This is a genomic window from Acinetobacter sp. MB5, assembly GCF_003261585.1.
Classification (GTDB): Bacteria; Pseudomonadota; Gammaproteobacteria; order Pseudomonadales; family Moraxellaceae; genus Acinetobacter.
This window is the reverse complement of the sequence record NZ_POVU01000028.1, coordinates 23,819-31,273: the sequence shown is the minus strand read 5'-3', so window position 1 is coordinate 31,273 and position 7,455 is coordinate 23,819. Positions and strand designations below refer to the sequence as shown.

The following is a 7,455-nucleotide window of genomic DNA, read 5'->3' as shown; positions in this document are numbered from 1 at the left end:
ACCAGTAAACTGGCATCTAATCCTGAAATATTTTTTTGAGCAAAAACGCCCGTTAAGATTGCACCCACAATCCCACCCACCCCATGAATCCCAAAAACATCCAGTGAGTCATCGGCGTTGAGTAAGTTCTTGAGTTGGGTTGCTCCCCAGTAGCAGCACACACCTGCAATCAAACCGATCAGCAAGCCACCTGTGGTATCGACAAAACCCGATGCAGGGGTTATTGCAACCAAACCTGCCACAGCACCTGAACAAGCACCCAGTAAAGTCACTTTACGGCGGCTGATATATTCCACCAACAACCAAGTCAGTGCAGCAGCAGCCGTTGCCAACTGGGTAACCAGCATCGCCATGCCCGCACGGCCATCCGCAGCGCCCGCTGAACCTGCATTGAAACCAAACCAGCCGACCCAGAGCAATGCTGCACCAATAAAGGTATAAATTAAATTATTTGGAAAGAAGGGTTCTTTGCCGTAGCCATTTCGCTTGCCTAACATATATGCACAGGCAAGCCCCGCGGCACCTGCATTAATATGAACAACCGTACCGCCAGCAAAATCCAGTGCACCTTTCATCGCCAACCAGCCCGATGGCTCCCAGACCCAGTGTGCGACAGGCACATAGACCAATAATAGCCAAAAGAACATGAACCAGAACATCGCTGAAAAACGCATCCGCTCAGCAAATGCTCCCGTAATTAAGGCAGGTGTAATAATCGCGAAGGTCATTTGGAACATGATCCAAACGGTTTCAGGAATGCTCGAAGCAATATGACTCACCGAAATTTTGCCATCGGCAGCATCGAATACCACGCCTTGTAACATCACGCGGTCGAAGCCCCCAATAAAGGCATTATTGGGTGTAAAAGCAAGGCTGTACCCCACCACAGCCCATAACACACTCGCTAAACAGACAATCACTAAACTCTGTAATGCTGTTGCGATTAAATTCTTTTTACGCACCATTCCCGCATAAAATAATGCAATACCAGGAATGGTCATCAGTAACACCAGTGCTGTCGATGTCAGCATCCATGCGGTGTTCCCTGTATTAATCTGATCTAGATTTGTAATATACGGTGCGGTTGCTGCCCACGTCATACCTGAACTTGCAAAAAAACCAAGTACAATCAGTATGAGGTTTTGGATATAGCTATTTTTATACATTTTCCCCCCATGACCCTATTGCTTAGAAATATTTGAATTTTCACGAATTTTAACCGCGTAAAATTTAAGCAATTTCCAAGCCAACTTTGAAATGGGGTGTTTTTTTATTTATTAAATTATTATTTTTAAAATACTTTTTTACCTTACCCAGCGAACAATATATTCATCAATCTCATCTTCATTCACATCCTCTTCTGAAATACAGCGACCCGCCACTGATTTTTTGGCTTTAATGACACTTTGACGTGAACCTGTATTCAAATAATGCCATGAAGGTAAATTCTTGCCTTCATGAATGCGTCGATAAGCACAGCTCGAAGGTAACCATTTAATTTTATTTAAACTCTCTAATGTTAACTGAATACAGTCAGGCACATGCTGCTGACGATGCGCGTAATCAGAACATTGCCCCGTTGTGCAGTTCAGTAACTTACAGGCCACCTTTGTATACGCAACTTCCTGTGTATCTTCATCTTCCAATTTCAGTAAGCAACATAAACCACAGCCATCACATAATGCTTCCCATTCTTCTGTTGAGAGTTGATCTAATGGGTATTTTTTCCAAAATTGAGGGCGAAGTGACATGAAATTCTCAGCAGAAAAGCAACTAGAGCAAGATTATAGCATGACAGCCCTGAGCTTAAATTTTACCGACAGGACTTACATAGCATGGCAAAAAGTATGTCAAATTGCACATTTTTTACACAAAGCAAAAACAGTCTCGCAAAATTATAGTGCTAAACTAAATTGCAAAATAAAAAACTCAAGGAGAATCATTATGTTCCGTTGGGCAGTTATTTTTGCGGTGATTGCACTGATTGCTAGCTTGCTTGGTTTTGGTGGCGTTGCTGGCTTATCACAACAGTTCGCCATAATCTTTTTGGTTGTTTCTTTAATTTTGGCAGTCATTGGCTTTTTTTCAAGAAGCCATAGTTAAATATATAGTAAAAAGAGAAGCTTATGCTTCTCTTTTTGGGCTTTTAGTCTTTCCATGTTTGTAAACGGTTCAGCCAAACACTTAAACGCTGATAACCCGATGGAAATAATCGCTGTAACACATCCATCACTTTTGCATCTGTTCCAATCAGCACACGGCGCTGGTTGCTTTGAATGGCTTTGAGAATTTTTTTGGCTGCCAGCTCTGGTGGTGTTCGCAACAGTTTTTCAAAATCTTGCTGCGTGCCATCTGTTTCAATCCCCAAACTTTGTAGGCTCTGGTTGGAACGTGCCGATTTGGCAATATTGGTTCTCACACCACCTGGATGCACACATAACGCACCGACACCACAACGTTGAATATCTAGCTCCTGCCGTAACGCCTCAGTAAATCCCCTTACTGCGAATTTACTGGCATTGTAAGCTGACTGAGTGGGTTGTGCGGTTATTCCAAAAATACTTGAGATATTAACTACATAACCATCTTTAGTTTGCTTTATATAGGGCAAAAACTCTTTGGTGCCATACACTACTCCCCAAAAGTTAATATTGGTAATCCAAGTCAGATCTTCATAACTTGCGCCTTCAACAGTTGAAGCTAGCGCCACACCTGCATTATTAAAAATCAGATTAATCTGTCCATGTTCACGCATGGTCTGCTCTGCCCAATACTGAACTTGCTCACGTTCAGCAATATCCACCATATGGATGGAGACTTGCACAGAATTGGCTGCCAGCAAAGCTTTGGTTTTTGCCAAGCCCTGTGGATCAATATCACTCAAAGATAAATGACAGCCTTGTTGTGCCAAAAGCACCGCCAACTGTTGCCCAATACCTGAACCAGCGCCCGAAATTGCCGCCACTTTTCCTTGAAAACTTTTCATTACTGTCTCGATCTTGCATCTTGCCCCAAACATGCGTCATCATTTGTTCATGTTGATATCAAGATTTTGTCACAAATAATTTTTAAAATTGCAGATACCTAAATCTACTGCAATGATACTGTCATAATTAGTCTTTGTAATACTGGACTATATATAAATAAAGCAGTGATAGGATTTGACCTTGTGAAAGAGGACTATATTTTAATCGTCGATGATGAATTACCGATTCGTGAGATGATTCATACTTCGCTCGATATGGCAGGTTTCCAGTGTATGCAAGCCGAAGATGCCAAACAAGCCCACCAAATGATCGTTGATCAACGCCCTGCTCTGATTTTACTGGACTGGATGTTGCCTGGCGGTGTCAGTGGGGTAGATTTGTGCCGTCGTTTAAAACGCGATGAAACCCTGTCTGAAATTCCAGTGATCATGCTGACTGCCCGTGGCGAAGAAGACCATAAAGTTCAAGGCCTTGATGCAGGTGCAGATGACTACATGACCAAGCCTTTCTCAACCCGTGAACTGGTTTCACGGATTAAGGCCGTATTGCGTCGCTCCAATGCATTAAGCGGCGAAAAGGTGATTGATGCCAATGGCTTAATTCTTGATCCTGTCAGTCAACGTGTCAGTTATGCTGATAATATTCTGGACATGGGCCCAACCGAATACCGTTTGCTCGCATTTTTCATGACCCACCCTGAACGTGCTTACACACGTGCACAACTACTTGATCAGGTTTGGGGTGGCAATGTCTATATTGAAGACCGAACCATTGATGTACATATCCGTCGCTTACGCAAAGTGCTTGAACCTTTCGGGGTTGATCGTTTTGTCCAAACCGTGCGTGGTACAGGTTACCGTTTCTCAACTCGTGCCGATGCCTTAAGTTAACCAGATTTTTTTATGTATGAACCTTACCCAACCCCTGAAATTAGCCACGAGCATAAGACTTACCGTTATAGCAGTCTATGGGGCTATGCGAAACAAGACCTGAGGGTTTTGCTGTTTTTCCTGATTGTCGCCAGCTTAATCGGGTTGGGAATAGGTTATTTTTGGGTTTGTATTGCCATCGCGTTTGGTATTTTCTTTTTAATCCATTTACGTGCCTTATATCTGGTCAATGAATGGATTGCCAACCGTCCCTATGATGTTCCTCCCAACCTCAATGGAATTTGGGGGGCATTACTGTTCAATATCTATCGCTCACAACGTCAGGAACGTGTGGTACAGGCTGAAATGGTCGGTCTGATTGACCGTGCCCAGTCATCTTTGGTGGCTTTAGCCGAAGCCGTTGTTCTCACCGATGAACTCCATCAAATTGAATGGTGGAACCCTGCCGCAGAGCGCCTGCTTGGCATTCAAGAACTGGATCGTGGACGCAATATTCTCGGTATTTTGCGCCAGCCTGTCTTTGTTGAATATTTCAACCATATGGAACAGCAACCTGATGGTATTAAACTGAAATCTTCAATTCACGAAGACCGCTATGTACAAATCAAGTTGACCCGTTTTGGTTCAGAAAGCCGTTTGCTCGTCGCTTACGATGTGACTCGAGTTCACAATCTTGAACAGATGCGTAAAGACTTCGTCGACAACATTTCTCATGAACTGCGCACGCCACTGACGGTACTCAGCGGCTATTTGGAAACTTTTACCGATCAGGACGATTTCAATCCACGCTGGAAGCGTCCTTTTGAGCAAATGCAGGCTCAAACCAGACGTATGAATGCCTTGGTCAATGACTTGTTATTGTTATCTCGTTTGGAAAATGACAAGCAACAAGCCAAAAACCAAATCGTGAATATGCCGAGCCTGATGAACCAGTTGTTCGATGATGCTCAGGCGTATAACACAGATTACGGACATATCTTAAATCTGGACATCGACAGTCATTGCGATTTAATCGGTTCAGATGTCGAACTGGCCAGTGCTTTTGGTAACTTGGTCACCAATGCGATTAAATACACCCCGAAAGGTGGCGTGATTACCATTGGCTGGCATGATGATCAGGAACACGGCTACTTTACTGTAGAAGACAACGGCATCGGGATTGACCCTAAACATTTACCTCGTCTGACCGAACGCTTTTACCGTGTAGATAGCGCACGAAGCCGCCAAACTGGGGGCACAGGTTTGGGACTGGCGATTGTTAAACACGTCTTGATGCAACATGGTGCACATTTAGAAGTAGACTCCAAACCTAACCAAGGTTCATGCTTTAAAGCGGTTTTTCCTAAAGAACGCCTCTGTGAAGCGGAAGCATAAAGCTCTACACTATAAGCCATGAAAAAGTTTTATGTCCTTCTAGGCAGCTTATGTGCTGCCTTTCTTGTATTTATTGTGGTGAAATCTCAACAACCTGATGCCGATGAAATTGCACGTTATCAGGCGATTTTATGTTTTGTACTTCGCCAGCCCCATCCACCTCATGACTCGGCACAACTGCAAGCCAACATGCACCAGATTCAGCAAGGTAGTATTCCTGACTATGCCTTCAAGCAGCCTGAATTTCGTGAAGCCCTTGCCAATCAGTGGATTCAGGCTTATTTGAGTTTATCTGAAGCAGCGCAAATTCAAGCTCAACAGTCCTATGAACAATGTACGGTGGCATTGGCAGATCATCGTTAAAAAGCAAAAACGCAACCTTTAGGTTGCGTTTTTTGTTGGCTAGATTGAGCTACTAAATTAAAGGGTCTGCCCTAAACGTTCACCCATCACCACCACAGATTCCGCTTTAAATTGCTGATCCCATGCCATGGTATTCGGTTCAAATAGAATAATTGCGGTTGAGCCCAAATAGAAACGTCCTAACTCATCACCTTTTTGTAATTCAAGATGATGTTGTTGCAAGTCCAAACGACCATTGGGTTTCACCTTACCAGTCGCAACGGTTTCAATACCTGCCACAATCATCGCACCCACAAGCACCACCGCCATACGACCAATTTCAGTATCGAACAGGCACACCATACGCTCATTGCGGGCAAACAGGTTCGGTACATTTTCAGCAGTCACCTGATTCACCGAGAACAATTCACCAGGCACATACAACGTTTCTGTCAAAGTCCCTGCAAAAGGCATATGCACGCGGTGATAATCACGTGGTGACAAGTAAACTGTTGCAAACTGACCTTGTTTAAACGGTGCAGCCAGTTGTGGATCACCCACTAACTGCTCTACCGAAAAGCTTTGTCCTTTGGCTTGGAACACTTCGCCATCGGTAATCTGACCAATCTGCGAAATAGCACCATCGGCAGGACTGACAATACTATGACTGTCCGCATCAATCTGGCGCACGCCCTGCTTCAATGCACGGGTAAAAAATTCGTTAAATGATTTGTATTGCAACGGATTATTTTGTTCTGCAACGGACAAATCAATCTGATATTTCGCTTTAAATGCCTGAATCGCAATATTTTTAACAATTGGGTTTTCACTCGCTGCAACTTTACCAACAACACGGCTGAGCTGGTGCTGAGGAACTGCACGTTGTGCTTGTAAAAAAAGGTGTTTCTTCAGTTGTGATGTAAGGCTCAAAGCGGTTTCTCCCCCGTAACAATTGGACTATCGGGGCGATTTCCCCACTCACTCCATGCACCATCGTATGCGCGAATATTCCAGTTGAGTAGACGACCTAAGATGTAAGCCAAACCCGAACGGTGATGTGATTGGCAATACACCACAACAGGCCGATTAAAGTCAAACCCCAATTGTTGCAAACGTTGTTGTATGTGTTCTAAATCGCGTAATTTTAAATGATTTTCACGATTAAGGGCAGTACTCCATTCGTAATGAAGTGCATTGGGAATATGCCCTCCTCGTCGAGCTGCCAAACGTGAACCTGTATATTCATCCTCAGTCCGACAGTCCCAGAGTTGAACTGCATTCTGTTCAACCAGTTCAAGCAATTCAGGATATTCAATGCGTACTTGTGAAGCATGTGACAAGTCAACTCTTAACAAGTGCTCTACGACAGGCAAGTCTTCTACATCAGCCGAAGTAGGTAATCCTGCTGCCAACCAAGCATGAATCCCACCATTGAGTAAGCTGGTTTTTGTAAAGCCTAAACAATGCAAGTTCCACAACAAGCGCCCTGCCCATGCACCACCTTCATCATCATAGGCCACAACATGATTGTCGGGAGAAAGCTGCAAATACTCAACCAATGCTTGTAAGCGCTCAAGATCTGGCAACATGCCTGAAGCCAATTCATGCTGCTGAACCAGTTGCTGAGGTTTGACATGAATCGCATGCGGGATATGCAGTTGTGCATACACAGAACCGCGCGTCAAATCCACAATCCGCAAGTTGGGATCTCCCAAATGTGGAACTAGATCATCGGTTTCGATTAATAAAGGAAAATTCAATTCAGAAGTGGCTGTCATTTTTATTTGGCTCAAGGCGTCCTGAAACTCAATCATGGTCGATCATAACATAGGCTTTTCACGGCGATTTATGATTTTTTATGC

9 protein-coding genes are annotated in these 7,455 nt (G+C 43.9%); 4 read left to right on the top strand and 5 right to left on the bottom strand.

Going from position 1 to position 7,455, the window contains the following annotated elements; all coding sequences use genetic code 11:
- Both C1A47_RS16810 and C1A47_RS16805 read right to left on the bottom strand, forming a co-directional pair.
- Nucleotides 1–1,166 (bottom strand): ammonium transporter (locus tag C1A47_RS16810; protein WP_111896175.1); only part of this gene is annotated, 1,166 nt, incomplete at its 3' end.
- A gap of 138 nt (nucleotides 1,167–1,304) precedes the next feature.
- Nucleotides 1,305–1,751, bottom strand: a complete 447-nt coding sequence (locus tag C1A47_RS16805) for a YcgN family cysteine cluster protein (protein WP_111896174.1) — start codon at nucleotides 1,749–1,751, stop codon at nucleotides 1,305–1,307.
- A 193-nt stretch (nucleotides 1,752–1,944) separates the two neighbouring features.
- Between C1A47_RS16805 and C1A47_RS16800 the strand changes: the two genes are divergently transcribed.
- Nucleotides 1,945–2,103 carry a DUF1328 domain-containing protein gene (locus C1A47_RS16800; RefSeq protein ID WP_111896173.1) on the top strand — a complete coding sequence of 53 codons (159 nt, stop codon included), beginning with the start codon at nucleotides 1,945–1,947 and terminating at the stop codon, nucleotides 2,101–2,103.
- 43 nt (nucleotides 2,104–2,146) lie between these two features.
- On the opposite strand, the gene C1A47_RS16795 is transcribed toward C1A47_RS16800, so the two are convergent.
- Nucleotides 2,147–2,986 carry an SDR family NAD(P)-dependent oxidoreductase gene (locus C1A47_RS16795; protein ID WP_111896172.1) on the bottom strand — a complete coding sequence of 280 codons (840 nt, stop codon included), beginning with the start codon at nucleotides 2,984–2,986 and terminating at the stop codon, nucleotides 2,147–2,149.
- Between the two features lie 183 nt (nucleotides 2,987–3,169).
- Here C1A47_RS16795 and phoB point away from each other — a divergent pair, with 183 nt between their 5' ends.
- The 3 genes from phoB to C1A47_RS16780 are packed head-to-tail and all read left to right on the top strand — an operon-like array spanning nucleotide 3,170 to nucleotide 5,614.
- Nucleotides 3,170–3,877 (top strand): phosphate regulon transcriptional regulator PhoB, encoded by a 708-nt coding sequence (gene phoB, locus C1A47_RS16790; protein ID WP_111896171.1) that lies wholly within the window; start codon nucleotides 3,170–3,172, stop codon nucleotides 3,875–3,877.
- 12 nt (nucleotides 3,878–3,889) lie between these two features.
- Nucleotides 3,890–5,251, top strand: a complete 1,362-nt coding sequence (gene phoR / locus C1A47_RS16785; RefSeq protein WP_111896170.1) for a phosphate regulon sensor histidine kinase PhoR — start codon at nucleotides 3,890–3,892, stop codon at nucleotides 5,249–5,251.
- An 18-nt stretch (nucleotides 5,252–5,269) separates the two neighbouring features.
- Nucleotides 5,270–5,614: a hypothetical protein gene (locus C1A47_RS16780; RefSeq protein WP_111896169.1), complete on the top strand. Its 345-nt coding sequence runs from the start codon at nucleotides 5,270–5,272 to the stop codon at nucleotides 5,612–5,614.
- 57 nt (nucleotides 5,615–5,671) lie between these two features.
- Here the strand turns inward: C1A47_RS16780 and asd are convergent, their stop codons facing one another.
- A complete protein-coding gene (gene asd, locus C1A47_RS16775; protein WP_111896168.1) occupies nucleotides 5,672–6,523 on the bottom strand; it encodes an archaetidylserine decarboxylase in 852 nt (283 codons plus the stop codon).
- Nucleotides 6,520–7,371, bottom strand: coding sequence for a sulfurtransferase (locus tag C1A47_RS16770; protein WP_111896176.1), 852 nt, complete (start codon nucleotides 7,369–7,371; stop codon nucleotides 6,520–6,522). Before C1A47_RS16770 ends, asd begins: the two co-directional genes overlap by 4 nt.
- Nucleotides 7,372–7,455 lie beyond the last annotated feature (84 nt).

Bases quoted from the DNA above. Each gene is read 5' to 3' on its own strand.
- C1A47_RS16805 (WP_111896174.1), bottom strand. From the start codon at position 1,751: ATGTCACTTCGCCCTCAATTTTGGAAAAAATACCCATTAGATCAACTC.
- C1A47_RS16800 (WP_111896173.1), top strand. From the start codon at position 1,945: ATGTTCCGTTGGGCAGTTATTTTTGCGGTGATTGCACTGATTGCTAGC.
- C1A47_RS16795 (WP_111896172.1), bottom strand. From the start codon at position 2,986: ATGAAAAGTTTTCAAGGAAAAGTGGCGGCAATTTCGGGCGCTGGTTCA.
- phoR (WP_111896170.1), top strand. From the start codon at position 3,890: ATGTATGAACCTTACCCAACCCCTGAAATTAGCCACGAGCATAAGACT.
- C1A47_RS16780 (WP_111896169.1), top strand. From the start codon at position 5,270: ATGAAAAAGTTTTATGTCCTTCTAGGCAGCTTATGTGCTGCCTTTCTT.
- C1A47_RS16770 (WP_111896176.1), bottom strand. From the start codon at position 7,371: ATGACAGCCACTTCTGAATTGAATTTTCCTTTATTAATCGAAACCGAT.